Here is a 22,526-nt window from a genome sequence, read left to right as displayed (position 1 = left end):
AGGTAGGCGCGGGGTACGACAATATTCGATCAGGTGTTCGGACGCGTGGCAGGGTGCCCGCGTGTCGATACGATCCGTGAGTGGATTCGTCCGGGGATTCTCCTGACGTGCCGGACGCCGTGGTCGTCGGCTCCGGCCCCAACGGCCTGGCCGCCGCCGTGCTGCTCGCCCGCGCCGGTCTCGCGGTCGACCTGCACGAAACCGCGGCGGAGCTCGGCGGGGGCGCGCGCTCGGCGCGGCTGTTCGACGCCGACGTGGTCCACGACGTCTGCTCGGCCGTGCACCCGATGGCCGTCGCTTCGCCGTTCTTCCAGGGCTTCGACCTCGCCGCGCACGGCGTCGAGCTGTGCCGGCCCGAAGTCGCGTACGGGCACCCCGTCGACGAGCGGCGCACCGGTCTCGCGTACGCGGACCTCGACCGCACCTGTGCCCGCCTCGGCGCCGACGGCGAGCGCTGGCGCCGCCTGATGGGGCCGCTCGTCGAGCACACCGCCGAGATCGTCGATCTGCTGCTGGGTGACCTGCGACGTCCACCGCGGCCGTCCATCGCCGCCCTGCTCGTGCCGCGGATCCTCGCGCTCGGCACCGGCGTCGACGAGGTCCTGTTCCGCGGCCCCGAAGCCCCCGCGCTGCTCGCCGGCGTGGCCGCGCACCCGATGGGCCCGCTGCCGTCGCTGGTCGGCGGCGGCACGGCCCTGCTGCTCGGGCACCTCGCGCACGCCGGTGGCTGGCCGGTTCCGCGTGGCGGCACGCAGGTGCTCACCGACGCGCTCGCCGCCGATTTCGTCGCGCACGGCGGCCGGGTCCACACCTCCAGCCGGGTGACGGACCTGCGGGAGTTCACGAAAACGCGTGCCGTGCTGCTCGATGTCAGTCCGCGTGGCCTGCTCGAACTCGCGGGACCCTTCGCGCCACCCGGCTACCGTCGCGCGCTCGAGAACGTGCGTTACGGACCGGGGGCGGCGAAGGTCGACTTCCTCGTGTCGGAGCCGATTCCGTGGCGCGAGCCGGAGCTGGCGAAGGCCGCGACCGTCCACATCGGAGGGACAGCCGCGCAGGTCCGCGCGAGTGAGAACACCGTGGCCGGCGGGCGGCGCGCCGAGGAGCCGTACGTGCTGCTCGCCCAGCCGATGGCCGCCGATCCCTCGCGCGGACTTCCGCACAAGCAGCCGATCTGGGCCTATGCCCACGTGCCCAACGGGGACCCGCTCGACGCCACCGACGTCGTCCGTCGTCGCATCGAACGTTTCGCTCCCGGCTTCAGCGACACGATCCTCGCATCACGCGCGATTCCCGCGGCCGAGCTGGAGAGCTACAACGCGAACTACGTCGGCGGCGACATCTCCGGCGCCGCCGTGACGCTGCGGCAGCTGCTCGCCCGCCCGGTCGTCCGCTGGAATCCCCACACGACCCCGTTGCGTGGCGTCTACCTGTGCTCCAGCGCGACCCCGCCGGGCCCGGGCGTGCACGGCATGGCCGGTCTGCACGCCGCGAAAACCGCGCTGCGGCGCGAATTCGGCCTCGCGCTGCCCGCCGGCTGGTGATCAGCCGCGCGGGCGGTCACCCACCCCGGTACACCGGCGGAGGACCGCCTACCACCAGCGCGGTAGGCGCGTACGGTTGGCGGTTCGTCCGGATAGCGAAACGGCCACCCATTCGGCGTTGCCCTGCCCCCGCCGAGCGTCAGCCCAGGTACGCGTCGAGCGTCACCGCGAGGGCCGATTCCGGCGACGGTGCGAAGCTGGCGCCCGCCAGGCCACCCCACAGCCAGAGCTGCGCGAGCCCGTGCAGCGCCGCCCACAGTGAAGCGGCGACGAGCCGCGGGTCGGTCCCCGGCTTGAGCCGGTCGTCGTGCGCGGCTTCGCGGTCGAGGCGCACGAGGTCGGCGAAGTAGTCGAAGACGGCGCTGCTCGCAGCCACGAGCCCGGGTTCGGCCGGGTCGATGAGGTCACGGCGGAACATGAGCTCGAACATCGCGGGGTTGGCCAGGGCGAAGGCCACGTACGCGTGGCAGGCGGCCGTCACGCGCTCGCGCGGGTTGCCCTCGGGCAGCTTCGCACCGCGTTCGAGCAGCTGCGCGAAGCCGAGCGTCGCGACGGCCGACAGCAGCTCGGCGCGGCCGGAGAAGTGCCGCAGCGGCGCACCGTGGGAGACGCCGGCGGCTTTCGCGATGCCCCGCAACGTCACGGCGTCCACGCCTTCGTCGGCGAGCAGGGTCTCCGCGGTGGTGATCAGCCGCTGGCGGGCGCTCATAGCTGCGCTTCGGAGAACGCGACGGGCAGCAGGTCGGGGCGCTTGGGGAAAAAGCCGTCGCCGGGCGAGCGGCCGATCAGGCGGTTGTGCAGGCGGGTGACGGCGACCGGCACGACCTCCTGCCAGAACCACTGCAGATCCGCGCGCAGGCTCGGGCGCGCGGGGAAGCCGGGGAGTGGCTGGAGCCAGCCGTTGTCGTGGCCGATGTGGAGGCGGTCGAGCACGTGGCCGGCCACGCGCAGGTGGCCCGCCTCGGACAGGTGCAGTCGGTCGGGGCCGAAGTAGCGCGAGTCGTGGGCGGCGTGGTCGGGCCACAGGTCCACGAGCTTGGCGCCGTAGCTCACCGACGCTTCGCGGATGGCGTCGTTGAGGGCGGTCACGCGCGGGTGCATGCGGGCGCCGAAGGGCATGCGGTGGGCGATGTCGCTCAAGGTGAAGGTGACCACGGTGGGCGCGATGTGCGTGCACCGGCGGATCGCGGCGTCGACGCGGCGCGCGACCGTGCGGGCGTTCCAGCCGCCGCTCATCACGTCGTTGCCGCCGCCGAACAGGGCGATCAGGTCGGGCTCGTGCCGCTCGGCGGCGGGCAGCTGCTCGACGATGATCTGGTCGAGCCGCCGGCCGCGCACCGCGAGGTTGGCGTAGCGGAACTCGGGCTCGTCCCGCGCCAGCCGGCCCGCGACGAAGTCCGCCCAGCCCCGGTACTGGCTGTGGTCCGGGTACGGATCGTCGAGCCCTTCGGCGCAGCTGTCGCCGACGGCGACGAATTTCTGAAAGCCCATGTCGATCTCCGTAACCCGTGGTTCACCTTGTAGACACTGTCTATCAAACTCTAGTAGACGGTGTCTACGTGAGGTTCACTTCTTCACGGTGTCCTGTCCGGCTGAAGTCGTCGGTGTCCGGACCTTGCCGGGGCCGTGAGGCGGGGTGCCAACGCAACCGGCAGGTCAGAGACCAGGCGTTCGGCGCCGCCGAGGCACTTGACTCGGTGCGTGACAGGCTCGCGTCATGATCGATGATGTCGCGAAGGAGTACTTGCACAGCGATCTGCGAGAGCTCCGCGAGGTGATGCTCTGGAAGCTCGAAGGGCTGGGCGAGTACGAGATCCGCCGCCCCCTGACCCAGACCGGAACCAACCTTCTTGGGCTGGTCAAGCACCTGGCGCTCTCGGAATCCCGGTACTTCGGCGAAGTCTTCGACCGGCCGTTCGCCGAACCCCTGCCCCGATGGGACGACCTCGGGCAACGCGGCGCTGACATGTGGGCCACCGAGCACGAGACGCGTGAGGAGATCATCGGCCGCTACCGACGCGTCTGGGCGCACTCCGACGCGACGATCGCGGCTCTGGACATCGATTCGCCTGGCCACGTGCCCTGGTGGCCGCGACCTCGGGTGATGCTGTTCAACGTTCTGGTCCACCTGCTCGCCGAGACCAGCCGGCACGCCGGACACGCCGACATCCTGCGCGAACAACTGGACGGCTCGACCGGCACGGCCGCCGACTACGCCACCCGACAGCGCGACGCGGCATTCTGGGAAGTCCGGCGCATCCAGATCGAGCAAGCCGCCGCAGCAGCCGTCACCAAGCCTCAGCACGGCCTTCGGTCGTAACGGTGAGCGGGTTCGTCCGGGCAGGACATCACCGCCCGGCCCCGACCGCGAAGTCGACGTGCTCCGCGACGCAGCCGAAGGCGGCACCGCCGCGGACCTCGCCGAGGCCGTGGGTCTGTCCGAAGGCACCGTCCGCAACCACCTGTCCGCGGCGATCGGCAAGACCCGGGCCCGCACCCGCGCGGAAGCCGCCCGGCTCGCCGAGGACAACGGCTGGCTGTGACCCGGTGCCGGTCGGCTTGGGGTTCACTCGGGTGGGTTTGCCGAGATATATCGTTCGGCGATACGTTGGTGGCATGGCGATGTCCGAGCAGGTCTTCTTCATCCTCACCGCGCTGGTCGGCGAGCCGCGCCACGGCTACGGCATCGTCGGCGAAGTCGCGGACCTGTCGGAGGGCCGCGTGAAGCTCAAGGTCGGCACGCTCTACGGCGCCCTCGACCGCCTCACCGCGGAGGGTCTCGTGGAGCACGACCGCGAAGAGGTCCAGCAGGGCAGGCTGCGCCGCTACTACCGCCTGACCCGCTCCGGCGCCGACGCCGTCGCCGCCGAGGCCGCCCGCCAACACGCCAACGCCGAGGCGGCAACGGCCCGCCTCCGCGGCTGGCAGGCAAGACACGCGTGAACCTCGTTCGCGACGGTGCCCGAGCCACCCGGCGGCTACTGCCGCGGTGATACCGGGAACGCTGGTTCCTGGTGGGCGAACCGGGGCGTGTCGAGGTCGGTTCGGCCGGAAACCCTTTTGCGGCGGGGCGAAATGGCCGCCGGCGGCGTGGGCAGGTTCGACCGTGCCGGGCCGGCGGGTGATGGCCGCGCGGGTTCGCTGACGGCGGGTCCGCTGGGGCGCCTGGCTTCGGTCGGCATGGTCCGGCACGAGACATCGGAATTCCAGTGCTCCCAGGCGAAACAGTCAGCAAGGTCGGCACTGCTGCCGGGATGGGCTTACGTGGTCCCGGGTGCCCCCGGAAACGGTGTGGCCGCAAGTGAAGCAGCCGGGGAGGCCGGTCCTGTTGCCGAGCCGCGGCGGCGTTTGCTCGCCAATTGTGCGCAGGAAAGCGAACTTCCCGGCGCGGCCGCGGCCGGGTGGCGAGACACGGAGGGCCGGAACCCCTGCCATGGCAAGTGAAGTAGCCGACCCCGCCAGTGCCGAAGAAGCCGAGTACGCCGCCGCGTTCGGCCGGCCCGCGTTGGGCTAGGTGGCGAGCGTCGCGGCTGAGGGTTGGGGGTGGCGGTGCGCCCGAGCGGTCGTTGGCCGTGGGGGCCGGGGTGCGGCCGGCCGGTGACGTTGGCGCTGGCGTTGCCGGGCCGGCGGTCTCGGTGATGCGGCTCGCGACCGCGCTGGACCTCGCGTCGTTCCCCAGCGACGGTGGGGTGGCGGCCGCGGCGTGGACCTCGCGTCGTTCCGCAGCGCCGGTGCTGGTCCGTGTGGGCACTGCGGGCATCGTTGCCGTGGGGTGGCGTGAGGGTGGGGTGAAGGCCGCTGGACCGGGCCGGGCCCGTCCGCGATGATCTTCGCCATGAAGATCCTGGTGGTGGGTGGAAGCGGATTGCTGGGACACCACGTGCTGGAGCAGCTGAGGCTGCGCGGGCACGAGGCGACCACGGTGGCCCGCACGGCGCGCGAAGGCGTCGATCGGGTCCTCGACGTCACGACGGCCTCGGAAGACGCCCTGCGCGAGCTCCTCGCCGGCCACGACGGGGTGGTGTTCGCGGGCGGCAGTGACGACCGGAGGGTCGACAAGGGACCGGTCGCGCCGCGGTTGCACGCGGGCAACGTCGCGCCGGTGGTGGCGCTGCTGAAGGCGGCGCGCGAGGCCGGGTGCACGCGGGCGGCGGTGCTGGCGTCGTACTACACGTATTTCGACCGCGTGCACCCCGAGTGGGGCCTGGCGGCGAAGCACCCGTACGTGCGCAGCCGGATCGAGCAGGCGAAGCTCGCCCGCGAGACGGCCGGGCCGGATCTGCCGGTGGCGATCATCGAGGTGCCCTACGTGTTCGGCGTCGCGCCGGGGCGGGTGCCCGAGTGGTCGGTGCCGGTGGTGAAGTGGGTGCGGTCGTCGGCTCCGCTGTTCGCGCCCCGGGGCGGCAGTGCGGCGACGAGCGCGCGGGGCGTCGGCATCGTGACCGTCGACGCCCTCGAGGACGGCTCGGGCGCGGACCTCCCCGTGGTCGAGGAAAACCTGCGCTGGACGGACATGCTCACCCGCATGGCCGGCGCCGCCGGAAAGCCTCGCCCGGTCCGCACCTTGCCCGCCGGCGTCGTCCGCGCGATGTTCCGCCTCGGCGGTCGCGTGAACGGCCTCACCGGCAAGCAGCCCGGCCTCACCATCGAGCACCTCGACGGGCTGTTCCTGCGCGAGCTGTTCGTCGAGCCACCCGTCCACCGCTCCGTCGACGAAGCCATCCGCGAGACCGCGAAAGCCTGACCGCACAAGGAAACTGGGGCTCAGCTCAGCCGCGACCGGTGCGTCCGCGCCACCGCCAGCCGGGGATCCGCCGGGTCCAAGGCCGCGCACAGGGTGTCGAGCACTTCGAGGTCGTCGGCGCCGCAGGAGGTTTCCCAGAAGGACCAGAGCGTGTCCGGGTCGGTGCTGTTGAGGGAGACCTGCCGGACCTGCGCCGTGAGGGACTCGCGTTCCTCCAGGATCGCCGGGGCCTCCGACTCCGGCAGCAGCGGGCCGCGGAACGTGCGGGTGGCCTCACGGGCGTCGCCGCGGCGCAGGGCGGCGCGGGTGCGGAGGAAGTCGGCGTCGACGTCGGCGGCGAGGCGGTAGGGCCGCGTCTGCACGACACCCGTGCCGAGCTGCGTGCGCAGGCGGTGGATTTCCGCACGCACGGTGACGGGGTTGCCGTTTTCGCCGTAGAGCTGCAGTGCGAGCCGCTCGGCGGACAACCCGCGCGGGTGCAGGGCGAGCAACGTGAGCAGCTCGGCGTGGCGCAGGGTGAACGGGATCTCGCGGCCGTCGAGGGTCGTGGAGCCGGCGGCGTCGGTGAGGTACTCCAGCGTGAGCCGGCGGCGGTGCGTCGGGCCGGACGTGGCCACGCGCAAGAGGAACCCGTCGTCGAGCGGGTCGACAACCGCGATGCGGCCGTCCGGCAGCGTCACCGTGCCGCCGCCCCGGCGAACCTCCACTGTGGACGGAAGCGTGCACGACTCGGCCGCCAGCACACGCCCGCCCGCCGACAGCAGCGCGCCCGGGCGGCCGCGCAGCGCGTCGAGGTGGCGCATGTTCGCGCGGCGCATCTTCTCGTCGCGCACCGCCAGCTGCGCGCGCAGCTGACCTTCAGCGAGCTGCGCACTGGCCGTGACGAGCGCGAGCATCGCCGGGTGCACCGTCCGCAGCGGCCCGGACACGTCGATCGACCCGAGCAGCTCGCCCGTCTCCGGGTCGCGTACGGGCGCCGCCGCGCACGTCCACGCGTGGTAGCGGCGCACGAGGTGCTCGGCGGAGTAGATCTGCACGGGCTGGCCGGTCGCGAGCGTAGTGCCCATCGCGTTGGTCCCGATCGCCTCTTCGGTCCACCGCGTGCCCTCGGTCAGCGCCACGCGGTCCGCGCGCAGCAGCACACCGGTGGCCCCCTCGCGCCACAGGACCAGACCGTCGGCGTCTGTCACGATCATCATGTGCTCGGCGTCGTCGGCGATGCTCACGAGTGTCTGGCGCAGCAACGGCAGCACGGGCGCGAGCGGGTGCTCGGCGCGCAGATCGGTGACTTCCGACGGCTCGCAGATCAGCGGCGCCTCACCCGAATCGGGGTCGACGTGGGCCGCCAGGGAGCGCCGCCACGAGGCTGAGACCACTGAGCGTGGCGACCGCGGCGCGGGAACGCCCGAGAGCACCGCCGAGTGGACGTCCTCCAATAGCCGCGCGTACGCCTCCGGATCGCGCAGCAAGTCGGCTTCGGGCGGCTCCGCCACCACACCAGCGTAGAGACCCAGCTCACACGGCTGCAACGTCCGTGCAACGTCGCGCGGCCTACGTTCGGCGCCCGTCCGCCACTGGAGAGCAACGAGGCAGGAAAGATGGCCGTTTACGCCGCACCGAACACCGACGGCGCCGTCGTCGACTACGAAACCCGCTACGACCACTACATCGGCGGCGAGTACGTCGCCCCGGCCGGCGGGCAGTACTTCGAGAACCCGACGCCGATCACCGGGAAGACCTTCACGGAGATCGCGCGCGGGACCGCGGCCGACATCGACAAGGCCCTCGACGCGGCCGAGGGCGCCGCACCGGCCTGGGGCCGCACCTCGGTCGAGGAACGCTCGGGCATCCTGCTCAAGATCGCCGACCGCATGGAGCAGAACCTCGAGAAGATCGCGGTCGCCGAGGCGTGGGAGAACGGCAAGGCCGTACGCGAGACGCTCGCCGCCGACATCCCGCTCGCGATCGACCACTTCCGCTACTTCGCCGGTGCGCTGCGCGCCCAGGAGGGCGGGATCTCGCAGATCGACGAGAACACCGTGGCGTACCACTTCCACGAGCCGCTGGGTGTCGTCGGCCAGATCATCCCGTGGAACTTCCCGATCCTGATGGCGGTCTGGAAGCTCGCGCCCGCGCTCGCCGCCGGCAACGCGATCGTGCTCAAGCCCGCCGAGCAGACGCCCGCGTCGATCCACCTGCTGATGTCGATCATCGGCGACCTGATCCCGCCGGGCGTGCTCAACATCGTCAACGGCTTCGGCGTCGAGGCCGGCAAGCCGCTGGCGTCGAGCAACCGCGTGCGCAAGGTCGCGTTCACCGGTGAAACGACCACCGGCCGGCTGATCCTGCAGTACGCCAGCGAGAACATCATCCCGGTGACGGTCGAGCTGGGTGGCAAGAGCCCGAACATCTTCTTCGACGACGTCGCCGCGCAGAACGACGCGTTCTACGACAAGGCGCAGGAGGGCTTCACGCTCTTCGCGCTGAACCAGGGCGAGGTCTGCACCTGCCCGTCACGCGCGCTGATCCAGAGCGGCATCTACGACAGCTTCCTCGGCGACGCCGTGGAGCGCGTGAAGAAGATCCGCCAGGGCAACCCGCTCGACACCGAGACGCAGGTGGGCGCGCAGGCCTCGAACGACCAGTTCGAGAAGATCATGTCCTACATCGACATCGGCAAGCAGGAGGGCGCGAAGGTCCTCACCGGTGGCGACAAGGCCGACCTCGGCGGCGAGTTCTCCGGCGGCTACTACGTGCAGCCGACGGTGTTCGAGGGCGACAACAAGATGCGCATCTTCCAGGAGGAGATCTTCGGCCCGGTCCTGGCCGTGACGAAGTTCGACGACTACGCCGACGCGCTCAAGATCGCCAACGACACCCTCTACGGCCTCGGCGCCGGCGTCTGGTCGCGCGACGGCAACACCGTCTACCGCGCGGGCCGCGACATCCAGGCCGGGCGCGTGTGGGTGAACAACTACCACGCCTACCCCGCGCACGCGGCGTTCGGCGGGTACAAGGCCTCGGGCATCGGCCGTGAGAACCACAAGATGATGCTCGACCACTACCAGCAGACGAAGAACATGCTCGTGTCGTACTCCGACCAGGCGCTGGGATTCTTCTGATGGACGTGTGCCGGGTGGACCTCACCGAGTCTTCGGCCGACCTCCTGCGCAAGCTGGTGGCCGTCCACGGCCCGGTGATGTTCCACCAGTCCGGCGGCTGCTGCGACGGCAGCGCCCCGATGTGCTACCCGCTCGGCGAGTTCAAGGTCGGCGAGCGCGACGTGCACCTGGGCGACCTCGCCGTCGACGGCATCGACGCGGTGCCGGTCTGGATGTCGGGCCCGCAGTTCGAGTACTGGAAGCACACGCACCTCACCATCGACGTCGTCCCGGGCCGCGGCAGCGGGTTCTCCCTGGAGGCGCCGGAGGGCGTGCGGTTCCTGATCAGGTCCCGCCTCTTCAGCGACGAGGAGTCGGCGGCGCTGAACGGCTGAAACAGCGGAGGGGTCGCGTGCGGCCCGGGTCCCGGCCACGACGGCGGGAACCGGGCCGCAAGCGTTTGCTCACGCCGTGAGCCGCCCCGCGACGTCGGCGATCAGGGCGAGCCGGTCGCGCTGGGGCTGGATGAGGGATTCGAGCTGCACGCTCGCCCCGTCCCGGATGTCGGCGTGGAGCGGATCGGGGGTGCCGTCCTCGACCCGGCCGATGTGCCACTCCTCGATGGTGTCGATCCCCAGCTCGACACTCAGCTGGGTGCGCAGCTCGGCCAGCTCACCGGGGCTGTAGGTGAGCTCGGCGCCGACGGTGGCCAGTTTCCGGGCGTGGAGGTGCTCCCAGTTCTCCACGATGGGCCGCGCGTGGTCGTGCGCGTCGAGCAGGCACTTGACCGCGGCTTCCCAGCCGTGCGGCGGGTCGTCGAGGTCCGACCAGGCCCGGCCGATCCGGGCGAAGGCCTCGGCGACCTCGGGCCAGGCGGACGCGGCGGCGCGCAGCACCGGCGTGGCCTCCCGCCGGTAGACCGCCTTCGCCCACAAGGTGCGGGCCACGGCGAACTCGTCGTGCACCAGGCGATGCCGTTCGGTGTCGCTGCTGCCGGGCTCGGGCGCGATGGGCTCCGGCTCGTCGCCGGTGAACTCGGCGAAGTGGAACTTCACCCGGTCGACGGGCTGCCCGCCGACGGTCATCCGCGTGGCCTTGACGAACTTGTCGTGGTGGGGGATCGGGGCATCGTCCCCCGCTTCCGCCAGCACGATCTCCTTCGGCTGCCGCGCTTCCCACGCGGCCTTCTCCGCGCGTACGGTTTCGAGGGCCTGCTCGGCCTCCTGGGCGTGGCGAGCCGCCAGTTCCTCGGCGCTCGGCGGAGCCAGCTCGGCCATCAGCGCGATGATCTCGGCGGGCTGCCCGGTGTGCCACGTTCCGTCCTCGTGGAGGTAAGAGCCCTCGACGTCCGGCTCACACGCGCTGCGGCGACCGTGGAGGAGCGTGCTCTTCAGCGTGGGAGCGTGCCGCTGCCACGCGGCGTGACACCGCGTCGCCTCTTCGGGATCGGTGAAGCAGCAATACGCGACGTCCCACCCCGCGGCGCCCCGCTCGACCGCCTCGTTGCGGACGCGCACAGACGAATGCGGGCCATAGGGCATCAGTGAAGCGATGTCGTCGCCGGAGCGTCGCGAAGCCCGGGAGGCGCGGTCCCGGCGCCACAGTCTCATCGTCGAAACCGTCCTTTCGGCGTGCGGTAGTGCTCCAGGCCACACCCGAAGGTCCCCTCGATCAAGATCAAGGGGCCCGTGTCGCCATCACCCGGCTGAACCCACCGATCGGAGCAGTCGGCCGGGACCGGCTCCGGAGGCGGACAAAAGCACCTGACCTGCGGTGACGCGCGTGCTAGCTTCCGAACCGTGACCACACTCGAACTCGCCGGTGTTTTCGTCGGACGGCCCGCCGTGCTCGGGCAGCGGCGCGAGCGGCCGGTGCTCAGCGCGATCGTCAAGGACCGGGTGGCCGCGGCCGAGCTGGAGCTCACGCGGCTGAACCTCGACGGCGACGAGCAGGCCGACCTGAGCGTGCACGGCGGGGTCGACAAGGCGGTCTACGTCTACCCCGCGCAGCACTACGCCGCGTGGGCGGCCGACGGGTTCGACATGGAGCTCGGGGCGTTCGGGGAGAACCTCGCGGTGAGCGGGGCGGACGAGTCCCGAGTGCGCATCGGCGACGTCTGGGAGTGGGGCGACGCGCGGTTGCAGGTGTCGCAGCCGCGGCAGCCGTGTTTCAAGCTGGCCATGCGGACGGGCCGCAAGGACGTCGTGCCGGCGCTCATCGACTCCGGGCGGTGCGGCTGGTACCTGCGGGTGCTTCGGCCGGGTCGCGTGCCGACGTCCGGGGCCGTGCGCGTGGTCGAGTCCGACGCGCAGGCACCGACCGTGGCCGAGGTGCACCTGATCGCCTTCGCCAACTTCGCGCAGCTCGAGCCGCGCATCGCGCAAGCGGGAGTCGAACGCGCGGAGAAGATCCTGGCGACGCCCGCGCTTTCGCCGTCGTACTCCGGGGGCATCCGCTCGTCGGTCGAGCGCTGGCGGCTGCGCAACGCGGGCTGAAAAAGGGCCCCTTCCCCGAAGAATCCAGGGAAGGGGCCTTCGTCGAAGAAACTACTTCCAGTCCACCTGCGGCGAACGGTAGAAGTCGATCCCCTGCGCGACCCAGCGCGGCGCCTGCTTCGCCAGCCGGACGCGGTAGGTGTCCCAGTCGCGTCCGGACTGCTGCGACCAGCCGATCTCGGCCAGGCCCGGCAGGCGCGGGAACGCCATGTACTCGATGTTGTCGTTCGTGCGGATGGTCTCCGTCCACAGTGGAGCCTCGACGCCGGAGACGGAGCTCTCGCCGACGCCCGGCACGAGCGTCGCGGGATCCCAGTCGTAGGAGTCCTTGACCTCCACCAGACCGGCCCAGTCCTGGCCCAGCGGCGTGTCCTCGGTGTACTTCATGTCGAGGTACGCGTGGTTCGACGGCGCCATCAGCACCTTGCCGCCGCGCGCGGCGAACGCGGCGAGGTCGGGGTTCGCGCCGCCCTGGTCCCAGTACTCCGGCATCGCCGTGGCCGGCAGGTCCGACTTCGCGATCTCGTGCCAGCCCGTGATGAGCTTGCCGTACTTCGCGACGAGCGGGTTCACCTTGGCGTAGAAGGCTTTGTAGTCCGGGTCGGACGTCGAGTGCGCCTCGTCGCCGCCGATGCCGAGGTACTTGCCGGGCGTGATGGCGGCCAGCTCGCGGATCACGTCTTCCACGAACTTGTACGTCGTCGGCGAGTCGATGCACAGCGAGCTGTAGCCGACCTCCGTGTCGGTGCGCGGCGGGACCGCGACGCCGTCGCAGTTGAGCTCCGCGTACACCGACTGGGCCGCGTTCGTGTGACCCGGCATGTCGATCTCCGGCACGATCGTGATGTGCCGCGACGCCGCGTAGGCGACGATGTCCTTGTACTGCGCCTGGGTGTAGTAGCCGCCGGGGTCGCCGTACGCGGCGCCCTTGCCGCCTTCGGTCGCCAGGCGCGGCCAGCTCTTGATCTCGATGCGCCAGCCCTGGTCGTCGGCCAGGTGCAGGTGCAGCGTGTTGATCTTGTACTGCGCCAGCTGGTCGATGTAGGTCTTCACCTGCGCCGGGTTGAAGAAGTGCCGTGCGACGTCGAGCATCGCGCCGCGCGTGCCGAAGCGCGGGTAGTCGAGCACCGTGCCGCCCGCGATCGTCCACTTGCGGAACTGCACGCTCTTCGCCTCGATCGCCGAAGGCAGCAGCTGCCGCAACGACTGCACGCCCTCGAACAGGCCGTCGGTGGTGTTGGCCTTCAGCGTCACGCCCGTCTTCGCCACGGACAGCTGGTAACCCTCGGAGCCGACGCGGCTGTCGGCGTGGCCCAGGTCGAGCGAGATGGCCGGCAGGCCGGCGTTCACGGGCACGACGGGAAGCGGATAGCCGGTGGCGGGGCGCAGCAGGCCGCGCAGGTAGTCGGCCACCTGGTTCGTGCCCTTGCCCGCGCGGATCACGGTGAGCGGCGACAGCGTGAAGTTCGCCTTCGGGTCGGCCTTGGCCTGCACGGGCAGCGGGACGATGTCGGTGACGCTGCGTTCGGGCGCGGCGGTCGCGGCCGTCGCCGACGCCGGCAGGCCGAGCGCCGCGAGGCTCAGCACGGTCGCCCCCAGCACGGCTCTGGACAAGCTCTTCCTCACGGACTACCTCCGGTCGGGGAGAGGAGAAGACAGACCCTAAGAGGTATAGACCACTAGGCAGTCCGCGGACAACAGCCGAAAGGATCGCCCGCGGCTCGGTCACGTGCCCTGTCGCCCACCGCCGCGGTTCGGTTCCGGCCACGCGACGTCGTCGATCGTCAGCCACGGCGCCACCGCGACGGCCGCGGGCGTCAGTCCCGAAAACGCCCGCACCTCGTGGTGCAGGTGCGACTGGTCCGCGAACCCGCTCGCCACGGCGACCTCGGCCGGCGCCCGCCCCGCCGCCAGCAGGTGCGCGGCATGATCGAACCGCACCAGGCGAGCAGCGCGTTTCGGCGTGATGCCCAGTTGCGTCCGGAATCGCGCCCACAGCCGTTTGCGGCTCCACCCGACCTCGTCCGCCAGCCCCTCGACGCGCGCCAGCCCCCGAGCCGCCAACGTCCGCCGCCAGCTCTGCGCCACTTCCGGATCGACGCGGCGGGATCCCAGCCGCTGCCTCAGCAGCTCGGCCGCGAGCGCGAACCGGTCGTCCCACGACACCGCCGCACGCAGCCGGTCTTCCCAACGCGCGGCGTCGCGGCCCACGACGTCCTCCAGCGACACCGCCCCGCTCAGCGTCTCCCCGAGCACCGCCGCGGCCACGGCCGGTTCCAGCCGGATCTGCAGGCATTCCCCGATCCGGCCGGCGGCGCGCAGCTCGCCCGGACACAGCCCGACGACGACGCTGCCCCGCCCACGCCGTCCGAAAGCCTCGTAACCGAGGCCGTCGCTGAGGTCCACCAGGACCGTGACGGCCGGGTGCGCCACCATCGCGATGTCGACGGGCGCGGGCACCGCCTGCCGGAACCCGGCCATGCGGACGCCCGGCAGCCGTCGCGGCGGGACCGCGATGTCGACGCCTGTCCAGTCGAAGGCCTGCACGTGACCACGCTAGGCGGCGCGGGTCACAGACGGGTAGCCGCGAAGGACAGCAGCAGCTCGCCGGTCTTCGCGGGCTCCTCGACGAGCGGCACGTGCCCGACTCCCGGCAGGTACTCGACGCGCGCGACGGCGTCGTAGTCGTGCGCCGACGACGGGTCCCACCGCGGGTCCGCCGCGCCGAACACCACCAGCGCCGGCACGTCGAGCGCCGCCAGCCGCTCGGGCACGCTCCGCTCGGCGAGGTACGCGCCGTTGTGGTGCAGCACCTGCCGGAACGCGCGGTAGGTCGTCCCGCGAAGCTCGGTGACCATGTCGTCCGGGATGGGCACGGGCCGGTCCATCGTCGCCCCGATCCCGCGCCGGATCACCGTGTCCGACCGCCTCCGCCACAGCAGCGGCCCGAACGGCGGAGCCAGCAGCAGCCGCAGGATCAGCGGCTGCGGCAGGAGCGCGTCGAGCCGCGGGCCGGTGCTGACCAACGCGAGCGAGCCCACCAGGTCCGGCCGCTGTTCGGCCAGCGAGGTGGCGACGTAGCCGCCGCTCGAATGCCCGGCCACGACGACGTGGGCCAGGCCCAGCTCGTCGAGCACCGCCGCCACCCGGCTCGCCTGCCGCGGCACGGCGAACGACGGCGGCGGCGTCGACCGACCGCACCCGGGCAGGTCGACGCGGATGACGTGGTGGCGCTCGGCCAACGCCGGCACCACCTCGCTCCAGGAGCCGCTCGTGGCTCCCGAGCCGTGGATGAGCAGCAACGGCGGCGCGCCGGCCGGGCCGTCCTGGACCACGTGGAGGTAGTCGTTCATACCGGCGACGATGCGCCCGCGCACCGCCGCCCGTCTTGGAGAAATGTCAGCGCCGCAGGACCGCGCGCAACGCGTCGAGCACGCCCGGGTCCTCGATCGTCGACGGCACCGGCTCTTCGCGCCCGTCGGCGATCCCGCGCATGGTCTTGCGCAGGATCTTCCCCGAACGCGTCTTCGGCAGCGCCTCGACCACGTCGACGTCGCGGAACGCCGCCACCGGCCCGACGTCGCGGCGCACCACGGCCACGAGCTCGTCGCGCAACTGGCCCTCGTCGACGTCCACGCCCGCCTTCAGCACCACGAACCCGCGTGGCACCTGACCTTTGAGCTCGTCGGCCACGCCGATCACCGCGCACTCCGCCACGGCCGGGTGCGACGCGAGCGCGGCCTCCATCGACCCTGTCGACAGGCGGTGTCCGGCCACGTTGATCACGTCGTCGGTGCGGCCCATCACGAAGAGGTAGCCGTCTTCGTCGAAGTAGCCGGAGTCGCCGGTGAGGTAGTAGCCGGGGAAACGCGACAGGTAGGCCTCGCGGTAGCGCTCGTCGTCGCCCCACAGCGTGGGCAGCGAGCCGGGCGGCAGCGGCAGCTTGATCACGATCGCGCCCTCGCGGCCCGCCGGCAGCTCGTCGCCGCCCTGGTCGAGCACGCGCACGTCCCAGCCCGGCACGGGGTTCGTCGCCGACCCGGCCTTCACCGGCATCGGCTCCAGGCCGCGCGGGTTGGCGGCGATCGCCCAGCCGGTTTCCGTCTGCCACCAGTGGTCGATCACCGGCGTGCCGAGGATGTCGCTCGCCCAGTGGTAGGTCTCGGGGTCGAGGCGCTCGCCGGCCATGAAGAGCGTGCGGAACTTGGCCAGGTCGTACTTCTTGAGCTCCGCCGCGCCCGGGTCGATCTTTTTCACCGCGCGCAAGGCCGTCGGCGCGGTGAACAGCGCTTCCACGCCGTGCTCGGCGATCACGCGCCAGAACGCGCCGGCGTCGGGCGTGCCGACGGGCTTGCCTTCGTACAGGACGGTCGTCGCCCCGATCAGCAGCGGCGCGTAGACGATGTAGGAGTGCCCGACGACCCACCCGACGTCGGACGCCGTCCACCACGTGTCGCCCGCGTGAATGTCGTAGATCGCGCCCATCGACCAGGCCAGCGCGACGGCGTGGCCGCCCGCGTCGCGCACCACGCCCTTCGGCTTCCCGGTGGTGCCGGACGTGTAGAGGATGTAGAGCGGGTCCGTCGCCTTCACCGGCAACGGGTCGGCCGGCTGCGCGGTCTCGACGAGGTCCACCCAGTCCAGGTCCGTGCCCGACAACTCCGCGGGCGCCCGCTCGCGCTGGAACACCACGACGTGGTCCGGCTGGTGCTCGGTCAGCTCCAGCGCCGCGTCGATGATCGGCTTGTACTCCACCACCCGCGTCGGCTCGATCCCGCACGACGCGGCCAGCACGAGCTTGGGCTTCGCGTCCTCGATGCGCGCGGCGAGCTCCTTCGGCGCGAAGCCGCCGAACACCACCGAGTGCACCGCCCCGATCCGCGCACACGCGAGCATCGCGACGACGGCCTCGGGGATCATCGGCAGGTACAGGATCACGCGGTCGCCCTGCGTCACCCCGAGCGCCTTGAGCGCCCCCGCGAACACCGCCACCTCGTCCCGCAACTCGGCGTAGGTGTAGCGCCGCTTCTGCCCGGTGACCGGCGAGTCCCAGATCAACGCGGGCTGCCCGCCGCGGCCGCTGTCGGCGTGCCGGTCGAGCGCGTTGTACGCGGTGTTCAGCTCCCCGTCGGGGAACCAGCGGTAGAAGGGCTCGCGCGAGGCGTCCAGGGCCTTCGTCGGTGGCTTCGTCCAGTCGATCGCCCTCGCCGCGTCCAGCCAGAACCCCTCGGGATCGTCCAGGCTGCGCCGGTAGGTCTCGGAATAAGCGCCCACGGTGTCTCCCTCGACAGCGTCACTCGATCCGGTCGGCCGGATCCGTCACTCATGATGGCCCTGGGAAGGGTGTCGTGCAGGTTTCACCACGGTCACGACCCACCGACCCGGCAACCCCGCGAAGGCGGCGTGCGTCCTAAGCTGGACCACGGAGTTCGGCCGCGTGGCGGTATCACGCGACCACGGAGAGTGAGGGGAACCAGGCGGTGAGCGGATTCGCGAGCGCGCTGCTCTCGTTCGCCCACACCCTGTTCGGCCCGGGGTTCTGCCCGGGTGACTGGGTCTGGGCGACGACCACAGCCGGTGCGCTCGTCGCGCTGTTCCCCGCGCTGGGGGCGCTGCTGGTGGCCATCGTGCGCAAGGGCACGGGCAACCGCTACGACGCGACGACGCTCACCGTGTTCGGGTTGATCGGCGTGGTCACCGTGCTGGTGCTGCCGTGGCTGCTGTCCAACGGCATCTCCGAGTCGTTCCGGTCGGTCGCCGCGGGCGGCACCGGCGGGCTGGGCGCGGCCGCGCGGTCGACGCTCGACTCGCCGTACTGCTTCGTCGGCGTGCAGTCGAAGTACCTCGGCGGCGGCCCCAACGTCTTCGAGGCGCTCTTCTACAACAACGGCCTCAAGCTCTCCTACGGTCTCTACCTGCTCGCGTTCATCGTGCTGCCCGTGGGCTCGCTGCTGTTCGTGATGCTGCAGGCGCGCACGGCGTTCCGGCGCGGGCCGAAGTGGCCGTCGCGGTTCTTCTGGATCCCGTTCGTAGTGATGGCGGTGGCGAGCGTCGGGATGACGGCCAACACGGCCGTGCACTTCTGGCTCGGGTTCCTGCCGTTCAGCGTGCTGGGGCTGATTCCGGTGGGCCTGGTCGGGCCGCCGCCGTGGTCGGTGATCAACCGGCCGGAGCCGCGTCCGGAACCGCGGCGGGAGCCGGAGCGTCCGCCGGTTTCGCAGGCCGCGCCACGTCCGCAGCTGCCGCCGCCTCCGCCGCCTCCGGTGAACAAGCCTTACCCGGCCACGGCGCTGGCTTCCGCACCCGAGCCCGGGTTGCTGGCCGCGGCTCCCGGCCCGGTCCCGCCGCCGCCCGGCTCGCGCGGTGCCGGCGGGAGTCGTTATCGGCGCGTCCGCCGGCTCGGTCACGGTGGTTTCGGCACGGTCTGGGAAGCGGTCGACACGCAGCTCAACCGCACCGTCGCGCTGAAGATCGCGCACGCCCCCGACCGCGACACCGCGGAGCGAATGCAGCGCGAGGCCCGTGCGCTGGCCGTGGTGAACCACCCGAACTGCGTGAAGGTGTACGACCTGGTCGAGGAGCCCGACGGCCTCGCGCTGGTCATGGAGTACCTGGAGGGCCGCCCGCTCGCCGAGGTCGTCGACGGCCAGGGCCCCCTCGACGACGTCGCCGCCGGCCGCCTCTGGTCCACGATGGCCGGCGCCCTCGTCGCGGCCCACGAGAAGGGCGTGCTGCACCGCGACATCAAGCCGTCCAACATCGTCCTCGACCCGGCCGGCCTGGCGCACCTCATCGACTTCGGCATCGCCCGCAGCCAGGGCGACTCCAAGATGACCGCCACCGGCATGATGATCGGCACGCCCGACTTCGTCGCCCCGGAACAGGCGATGGGCGCGCAGGCCAGCCCGGCTTCGGACGCCTGGCAGCTGGCGGCGACCATCAGCTATGCGCTGACCGGCCAGCCTCCGCGCGGGACTCGCGAAACGCCGATGGCGGCTTTGATGGCGGCGGCGCGGGCTGAACCCGTGTCTCGGTTGCCGATGCGTTCGGCGCACGCGCGGATCTTGGGCGCTTCGCTGGACCAGGAACCCCGCCGCCGCCCGACGCTGAACGCGGTGCGCCGCGAGGTCGAGGGCTGGCTGTCGCGCGCTGGCAAGTCCCCGGACGGCCCCGTCACCCAAATCGTCCCGCGGCGGCTGCACCGCTGAAATCAGGTGGCGCCGTGCGGGATGATCGGAGCATGACGCTTCGAAAGGACCATGGCGCGTAGACCGCCCGCCGCTGTCCGGGCTGCGCTTCCGGTGCGGCCGCGCGAGGGCCGCCCGTTCTCAATCATCGCCGGGTTGCCGCGCTGGGTTCTGGCCGACATCCACCGCGTCGAGGCGACCCACCTGAGACCCGGCCACGTTGCCACAGCGGTTCGTGACCTGCGCGAATACGCTCGCGTGGCCCACCGGACCGGGGCGTCTCTGACACTCGGCTGCCCCTGCTGCGAACCCGACACTCGCCGGACGATCGAGGAAGCTCTGCGCGCACTGCCACCGCGAAGTCGCCGGGCTCTACGGGCCGTCGTCGATTCGTTCAACGAGGAGATCCGCCGCAAGACCGTGCCCGACCCGACCGCACCGGCCGAGTGGCCGTGGTGGCGGCGCCGAATCAGCTACTGACCCGGCTTCACCGCCGAGAACTCCAGCCGCTCCTTCGGCCGGTGCTTCACGTCCACCTCCCCGAACCCCGCCACAGAGAGCCGCGAAGGCAGCGTGGAAGCGTCGACCACGTTCATCGTGTCGCCGAGGTGCAGCAGGCGGAAGCGGAAGCTCAGCTGGCTGTCCGTCCCGCAGAACACCCCGCCGGGACGCAGCACGCGAAACGCCTCCGCGAAGATCGAATCCTGCAACTCCGCGGTGGGCACGTGGTGCAGCATCGTGAAGCACACGACGGCCGAGAAGCGCCCCGCGTCGAAGGGCATGTCCGCGCCGCTGCCCTCGACGACCGTGGCGCGCGAGCCGAACTCGGCCCGCAACAACCCAGCCGAAGCCGGGTCGATCTCCAGCAGAGTCAGGTGTGGCACCGCGTCGAGGAGAACCCGGGTGGTGGCGCCGAAGCCGGGCCCGATTTCGAGGACGTCGTCGCCCAGCTCGTGCTGCGCGAGCCACGGCGGGAGCACCTGGGCGATCATCGACGCCCACTTGTCGGAGGAGCACAACCGGCCGTGGATCAAGTTCATGGGCATGCCTCAAACGGTAGAAATCGCCGCGCGTGTCCGATAGCCGATAGGCTGCCAAGCCATGTCGTCAACCGGTCAAGGCGCGATGCTCCTCGGTGAGCTGCGGTTGCCCGCGGGGGCGTGGTACCCGTGGCACGAGCACCCGGTGCACCAGCTCGTGTGGGCGGCCGCGGGCGTGGTCGCCGTCGGCATCGGCGAAGCGCACTGGGTGCTGCCGCCGACGCGTGCGTTGTGGGTGCCCGCCGGCGTGCCGCACCGGACGGGTGCCGTGGCCAACGCGGAGCTGCGCGGTGTCTACGCGGATCCGCAGAAGTGCCCGGTGGCCTGGGCGCAGCCGCGGATCGTCGCGGTGGGACCGTTGCTGCGGGAGCTGCTGGAGTACCTCACGGGCAACCCGGCGCAGGACGCCCGCGAACGCGCCGAGGCCGTGGTGTTCGACGTGCTGGAGCCGGTGGACGTCGCGCCGATCGTGGTGCCGTCGCCGGAGGATCCGCGGGCGCGGGACGTCGAGGCGATGGTGCTCGCCGACCCCGCCGACCGCCGCGGGCTGGCCGAGCTGGGCCGCGCTGTCGGGGCGAGCGAGCGGACGCTGGCGCGCGCGTTCGTGCGCGACTGCCGTATGACCTTCGGGACCTGGCGCACGCAGGTAAGGCTGCGGGCGTCGCTGCCGTTGCTCGCCGAAGGTCTGCCGATGACGACCGTCGCGCACCGCGTGGGATACGCGACGGCGAGCGCGTTCGTCGCGGCGTTCCGGCGGGCGGTCGGAGTGCCGCCCGGGGCCTACTTCACCGCCGCTACCGCCACGAGGGCAACCACATCTCCGCGTTCCATTGCGCGGTCGTGATCGGCACCCCGTTGAGGATCGGCCACAGCCACACGAAGTTCGCCACCACGAGTCCCGTGTAGAGCGCCACGACGAGCAGACCGGTGCCCCGCCGTTCGAACCCGCGCCGGGCACCGCCGAGGATCTGCCCCAGCACGAGTACCAAACCGAGCACCAGGAACGGCGCCATCGGCGTGGCGTAGAAGAAGTACATCTGCCGGTCGATGTTCGTGAACCACGGCAGCAGCCCGGCGAAGTAGGCCGTGAGCACGGCGGCGTAGCGCCAGTCGGCGCGGAAGATCCAGCGCCACAGCCCCCAGCCGAGCATCGGCAGCGCGAGCCACCACATCGCGGGCGTGCCGATCAGCATCGTCGCGCCGACGCAGCGCGACTCGCCGCAGCCGGTGACGGCGCTGTCGTAGTAGTAGAGCATCGGGCGCAGGCCCATGGGCCACGTCCACGGCTTCGACTCCCACGGGTGCGGGTTGTCCTTGGGCGTCAGCAGTGTTTCGTGGAAGTGCAGGACGTTCAGCGTGTAGTCGCCGAGCGAGCGCAACGCGGGCGGCACCCAGGCGAACAGGCCGGGGTCGATGTCCTTGATCTCGGTGTAGTGCCGGTCGGTGGCCGTCTCGCTGGCGAACCACGCCCAGAACGCGGCCAAGTACATCAGCAGCGGGATCGCGACGATCGCCCACAACGCCGGCGCGACGTCCCGCCGGATCGTCCCCACCCACGGCCGCTCGACGCCCGCCGCGCGCCGCGCCGCGACGTCGAAGAACACCGTGAGCAGGCCGAACGCCGCGATGTAGTACAGCGCCGACCACTTCACGCCGAACGTCAGCCCGATCATCAGCCCCGCGGCGAAGCGCCACCAGCGGAACCCGAGCTTCGGCCCCCACACCGACTCGTTGACCCAGCCCTCGCGCACCGCGACGGCCAGCCGTTGCCGCACCTGGTCGCGGTCGCACAGCACACACGCGAACGCGGCCAGCACGAACAGCGCGATGAAGATGTCGAGCATCCCCATGCGCGACTGCAGGTGCAGCACGCCGTCGCTGATCACGAGGAGGCCCGCGATGCCGCCGAGCAGCGTCGAGCGCGTGAGCCGCCGCGCGATACGGATGGTGAGCAGGATGATCAGCGTGCCCGCGAGCGCCGGCATGATGCGCCAGCCCCAGCCGTTGTAGCCGAACAGCCACTCGCCGATCGCGATGAAGTCCTTCGCCAGCGGCGGGTGCACGATGAGCTCGTAGCCGGCGTTGTCCTCGTACCCGCCGTTGCGCAGCATCTGCGCCGCCTGGGGCACGTAGTGCTTCTCGTCGAACACCGGCGTGCCGTGATCCGTGGGCACCCCGAGGTTCTGCAGGCGCACGACGCCACCGATCACCGTGAGGATCAGCGTGACGAGCCAGCCGCGCAGGCGGTCGGTCGGCATGCCGCGGCCCAGCAGCGTGGCCTCGCGGTCGGTCGGCGGTCGCAGCGCGTCGACCGGGTCCGGCCGCACGCTCTCGTCGTCGGGACGGGTCAGCAGCGCGGTCACGGGGCCTGATACTACGACCCCGGGTGTGATGGCCGTGTCGTTAGGCTGGCGG

19 protein-coding genes and 1 pseudogene are annotated in these 22,526 nt (G+C 71.5%); 10 read left to right on the top strand and 10 right to left on the bottom strand.

Annotated features, from left to right (window positions below; genetic code table 11):
• Positions 1–80 precede the first annotated feature (80 nt).
• Positions 81–1,544, top strand: coding sequence for an NAD(P)/FAD-dependent oxidoreductase (locus AB0878_RS35085; RefSeq protein WP_366584657.1), 1,464 nt, complete (start codon positions 81–83; stop codon positions 1,542–1,544).
• A gap of 139 nt (positions 1,545–1,683) precedes the next feature.
• Here AB0878_RS35085 and AB0878_RS35080 read toward each other — a convergent pair whose 3' ends face one another.
• Complete coding sequence (locus AB0878_RS35080) at positions 1,684–2,253, bottom strand: TetR/AcrR family transcriptional regulator (protein ID WP_220244346.1); 570 nt, start codon at positions 2,251–2,253, stop codon at positions 1,684–1,686.
• Positions 2,250–3,035 (bottom strand): SGNH/GDSL hydrolase family protein, encoded by a 786-nt coding sequence (locus AB0878_RS35075; protein ID WP_366584654.1) that lies wholly within the window; start codon positions 3,033–3,035, stop codon positions 2,250–2,252. Before AB0878_RS35075 ends, AB0878_RS35080 begins: the two co-directional genes overlap by 4 nt.
• Before the next feature lie 226 nt (positions 3,036–3,261).
• Here AB0878_RS35075 and AB0878_RS35070 point away from each other — a divergent pair, with 226 nt between their 5' ends.
• From AB0878_RS35070 to AB0878_RS35055, 4 genes and pseudogenes are all read left to right on the top strand, one after another.
• Positions 3,262–3,864: a DinB family protein gene (locus AB0878_RS35070; protein ID WP_366584652.1), complete on the top strand. Its 603-nt coding sequence runs from the start codon at positions 3,262–3,264 to the stop codon at positions 3,862–3,864.
• Between the two features lie 46 nt (positions 3,865–3,910).
• Positions 3,911–4,087, top strand: a pseudogene (locus tag AB0878_RS35065) (LuxR C-terminal-related transcriptional regulator); the annotation flags it as partial.
• A 73-nt stretch (positions 4,088–4,160) separates the two neighbouring features.
• Positions 4,161–4,487, top strand: a complete 327-nt coding sequence (locus tag AB0878_RS35060; protein ID WP_366584650.1) for a helix-turn-helix transcriptional regulator — start codon at positions 4,161–4,163, stop codon at positions 4,485–4,487.
• A gap of 892 nt (positions 4,488–5,379) precedes the next feature.
• A complete protein-coding gene (locus AB0878_RS35055) occupies positions 5,380–6,288 on the top strand; it encodes an NAD(P)H-binding protein (RefSeq protein WP_366584648.1) in 909 nt (302 codons plus the stop codon).
• 20 nt (positions 6,289–6,308) lie between these two features.
• Here the strand turns inward: AB0878_RS35055 and AB0878_RS35050 are convergent, their stop codons facing one another.
• Positions 6,309–7,781: a GAF domain-containing protein gene (locus AB0878_RS35050; RefSeq protein WP_366584647.1), complete on the bottom strand. Its 1,473-nt coding sequence runs from the start codon at positions 7,779–7,781 to the stop codon at positions 6,309–6,311.
• A gap of 105 nt (positions 7,782–7,886) precedes the next feature.
• Between AB0878_RS35050 and AB0878_RS35045 the strand changes: the two genes are divergently transcribed.
• Together AB0878_RS35045 and AB0878_RS35040 are read left to right on the top strand one after the other, a co-directional pair.
• Entirely contained in the window at positions 7,887–9,410 is a 1,524-nt protein-coding gene (locus AB0878_RS35045) for an aldehyde dehydrogenase family protein (protein ID WP_366584645.1), read from the top strand.
• On the top strand, positions 9,410–9,784 hold the full coding sequence (locus tag AB0878_RS35040) for a DUF779 domain-containing protein (RefSeq protein ID WP_366584643.1): 375 nt from the start codon (positions 9,410–9,412) through the stop codon (positions 9,782–9,784). Before AB0878_RS35045 ends, AB0878_RS35040 begins: the two co-directional genes overlap by 1 nt.
• 69 nt (positions 9,785–9,853) lie before the next feature.
• Here AB0878_RS35040 and AB0878_RS35035 read toward each other — a convergent pair whose 3' ends face one another.
• Positions 9,854–10,999 carry a hypothetical protein gene (locus AB0878_RS35035; protein ID WP_366584641.1) on the bottom strand — a complete coding sequence of 382 codons (1,146 nt, stop codon included), beginning with the start codon at positions 10,997–10,999 and terminating at the stop codon, positions 9,854–9,856.
• Positions 11,000–11,188: 189 nt separating this feature from the next.
• Here AB0878_RS35035 and AB0878_RS35030 point away from each other — a divergent pair, with 189 nt between their 5' ends.
• Positions 11,189–11,884 (top strand): MOSC domain-containing protein, encoded by a 696-nt coding sequence (locus tag AB0878_RS35030; RefSeq protein WP_366584639.1) that lies wholly within the window; start codon positions 11,189–11,191, stop codon positions 11,882–11,884.
• Between the two features lie 51 nt (positions 11,885–11,935).
• Here AB0878_RS35030 and AB0878_RS35025 read toward each other — a convergent pair whose 3' ends face one another.
• The 4 genes from AB0878_RS35025 to AB0878_RS35010 form a co-directional block, all read right to left on the bottom strand.
• On the bottom strand, positions 11,936–13,510 hold the full coding sequence (locus tag AB0878_RS35025) for a beta-N-acetylhexosaminidase (protein WP_366584637.1): 1,575 nt from the start codon (positions 13,508–13,510) through the stop codon (positions 11,936–11,938).
• A 99-nt stretch (positions 13,511–13,609) separates the two neighbouring features.
• Positions 13,610–14,431 (bottom strand): helix-turn-helix domain-containing protein, encoded by an 822-nt coding sequence (locus tag AB0878_RS35020; RefSeq protein ID WP_366584635.1) that lies wholly within the window; start codon positions 14,429–14,431, stop codon positions 13,610–13,612.
• Between the two features lie 23 nt (positions 14,432–14,454).
• Positions 14,455–15,237, bottom strand: coding sequence for an alpha/beta fold hydrolase (locus tag AB0878_RS35015; RefSeq protein ID WP_366584633.1), 783 nt, complete (start codon positions 15,235–15,237; stop codon positions 14,455–14,457).
• Between the two features lie 46 nt (positions 15,238–15,283).
• Positions 15,284–17,158: a propionyl-CoA synthetase gene (locus AB0878_RS35010; protein ID WP_366584631.1), complete on the bottom strand. Its 1,875-nt coding sequence runs from the start codon at positions 17,156–17,158 to the stop codon at positions 15,284–15,286.
• Between the two features lie 206 nt (positions 17,159–17,364).
• Between AB0878_RS35010 and AB0878_RS35005 the strand changes: the two genes are divergently transcribed.
• On the top strand, positions 17,365–19,092 hold the full coding sequence (locus AB0878_RS35005; protein WP_366584629.1) for a serine/threonine-protein kinase: 1,728 nt from the start codon (positions 17,365–17,367) through the stop codon (positions 19,090–19,092).
• A 452-nt stretch (positions 19,093–19,544) separates the two neighbouring features.
• Here AB0878_RS35005 and AB0878_RS35000 read toward each other — a convergent pair whose 3' ends face one another.
• Positions 19,545–20,117, bottom strand: coding sequence for a class I SAM-dependent methyltransferase (locus tag AB0878_RS35000; RefSeq protein WP_366584627.1), 573 nt, complete (start codon positions 20,115–20,117; stop codon positions 19,545–19,547).
• A gap of 55 nt (positions 20,118–20,172) precedes the next feature.
• On the opposite strand from AB0878_RS35000, the gene AB0878_RS34995 reads away from it, so the two are divergent.
• A complete protein-coding gene (locus AB0878_RS34995; RefSeq protein ID WP_366584625.1) occupies positions 20,173–20,955 on the top strand; it encodes a helix-turn-helix transcriptional regulator in 783 nt (260 codons plus the stop codon).
• Here the strand turns inward: AB0878_RS34995 and AB0878_RS34990 are convergent.
• Positions 20,906–22,474: a phospholipid carrier-dependent glycosyltransferase gene (locus AB0878_RS34990; RefSeq protein ID WP_366584623.1), complete on the bottom strand. Its 1,569-nt coding sequence runs from the start codon at positions 22,472–22,474 to the stop codon at positions 20,906–20,908. The two genes, AB0878_RS34995 and AB0878_RS34990, sit on opposite strands and share 50 nt — an antisense overlap.
• Positions 22,475–22,526 lie beyond the last annotated feature (52 nt).

The organism is Amycolatopsis sp. NPDC047767, assembly GCF_040704195.1.
Taxonomy (GTDB): Bacteria; Actinomycetota; Actinomycetes; order Mycobacteriales; family Pseudonocardiaceae; genus Amycolatopsis.
This window is presented reverse-complemented; position numbering and strand designations above follow the sequence as displayed.